Origin of the sequence: Methylobacterium sp. WL103 (assembly GCF_008039885.1) — a bacterium.
GTDB classification, from domain to species: Bacteria; Pseudomonadota; Alphaproteobacteria; order Rhizobiales; family Beijerinckiaceae; genus Methylobacterium; species Methylobacterium cerastii.
This window is the reverse complement of the sequence record NZ_VRUX01000741.1, coordinates 1-1,813: the sequence shown is the minus strand read 5'-3', so window position 1 is coordinate 1,813 and position 1,813 is coordinate 1. Positions and strand designations below refer to the sequence as shown.

At 71.6% G+C, this 1,813-nt stretch carries 2 protein-coding genes; both read right to left on the bottom strand.

Annotated features, from left to right (window positions below):
• The coding region (gene bchB / locus FV222_RS24920; protein ID WP_147815897.1) for a ferredoxin:protochlorophyllide reductase (ATP-dependent) subunit B at window positions 1–1,364 on the bottom strand (1,364 nt) is incomplete at its 3' end.
• 4 nt (window positions 1,365–1,368) lie between these two features.
• Window positions 1,369–1,813 (bottom strand): nitrogenase component 1 (locus FV222_RS24915; protein WP_281406922.1); only part of this gene is annotated, 445 nt, incomplete at its 5' end.

Genomic DNA, 1,813 nt, shown 5'->3' with positions numbered 1-1,813 from the left:
GGGGCGGTGGCGGGCGACGCGGAAGCCTTGGCGGGCGCCTTGCCGCCGAGATGCGAGGGCGCGCGGTCGTTGAATTCGGGGTCCTCGCGGAACATCCCGAGCAGGTGCTCCTCCAGGCCCATCATCAGCGGGTGGACCCAGGTGTCGAACAGGACGTTCGCGCCCTCGAAGCCCATCTGCGGCGAGTAGCGCGCCGGGAAGTCCTGGACGTGGATCGGCGCCGAAATCACCGCGCAGGGCAGCCCGAGCCGCTTGGCGATGTGGCGTTCCATCTGGGTGCCGAGCACCAGCTCGGGGCCGGCCGCCTGGATCGCCGCCTCGACGTCGAGGTAGTCGTCGCAGATCAGCGCCTCGATCCCGTGGAGCGCCGCCTCGGCGCGGACCTCGCGGGCGAACTCCCGGCCGTAGGTGCCGAGGCCCACGACCTGGAAGCCGAGCTCGGCCTTGGCGACGCGGGCGGCGGCGATCGCATGGGTGGCGTCGCCGAAGATGAAGACCCGCTTGCCGGTGAGGTAGGTCGAGTCGACCGAGCGCGAATACCAGGGCGCCCGCGACGGCGCCCCGGCGAGCACCGGGCCGGGATCGACGCCGGCCAAGGCCGCGACCTCCTCGACGAACCGGATCGTCGCGCCGACGCCGATCGGCACCGTCTCGACCATCGGCTGACCGAAGGTCTTCTGCAGGTGAAGCGCAGCGGCCTTGGCGATTTCCGGGTAGAGCACGACGTTGAAGTCGGCGTCCTTCAGGCGTCCGAGGTCGGCGGGGCTCGCGCCCATCGGCGCCACCACGTTGACGGCGACGCCGAGCCGTCCGAGCAGGCCGGTGATCTCGGTGAGGTCGTCGCGGTGGCGGAAGCCCAGCGCCGTCGGCCCGAGGATGTTGCAGGACGGGCGCCGGCCCTCCGGCTTCGGCTCCGTGGACGGCGAGCCGGACAGCCCGCGCACCAGCCGGTAGAAGGTCTCCGAGGCGCCCCAGTTCTCTTTCTTCTGGTAGGCCGGCAGCTCCAGCGCGATCACCGGGATCGGCAGGTTCAGCGCCTTGGCGAGGCCGCCCGGATCGTCCTGGATCAGCTCCGCCGTGCACGAGGCGCCGACGATCATCGCCTGCGGCTTGAAGCGCTCGTAGGCGGCGGACGCCGCGTTCTTGAAGATCTCGGCGGTGTCGGAGCCGAGGTCGCGGGCCTGGAAGGTGGTGTAGGTGACCGGCGGGCGGGCGTCGCGCCGCTCGATCATCGTGAACAGCAGGTCGGCATAGGTGTCGCCCTGCGGCGCGTGCAGGACGTAGTGCAGCCCCTCCATCGCGGTGGCGACCCGCATGGCGCCGATATGCGGTGGTCCTTCGTAGGTCCAGAGGGTGAGCTGCATCGCCTCAGACCTCCAGCCGGGTGCGGCGCACGAGCGGGCGCGCGAACAGCTCGGCGAGGTCGCCGGCCTGGTCGTACCCCTGGATCGGCGTGAACAGCAGCTCGATCGACCACTTGGTGGCGAGTCCTTCCGCCTCCAGCGGGTTGGCGAGGCCGAGGCCGCAGACCGTCAGGTCGGGCTTCGCGACGCGGGCCCGGTCCATCTGCTCGTCGAGGCTCTGGCCCTCGACGATCTGCGTGCCGTCCGGCAGCAGGGCGAGGTCTTCGGCCAGATGCCCGCGGTGCAGGTAGGGCGTGCCGACCTCGCACAGGCCCATCCCCATCTCGCGCGACAGGAACCGCGCGAGCGGCACCTCGAGCTGCGAATCGGGGAAGAAGAACACGCGCTTGCCCGCAAGCTTCTCGCGGTGGTGCTCCAGGGCGCGCCCGGCGCGGGCCCGGCCCGGCGCG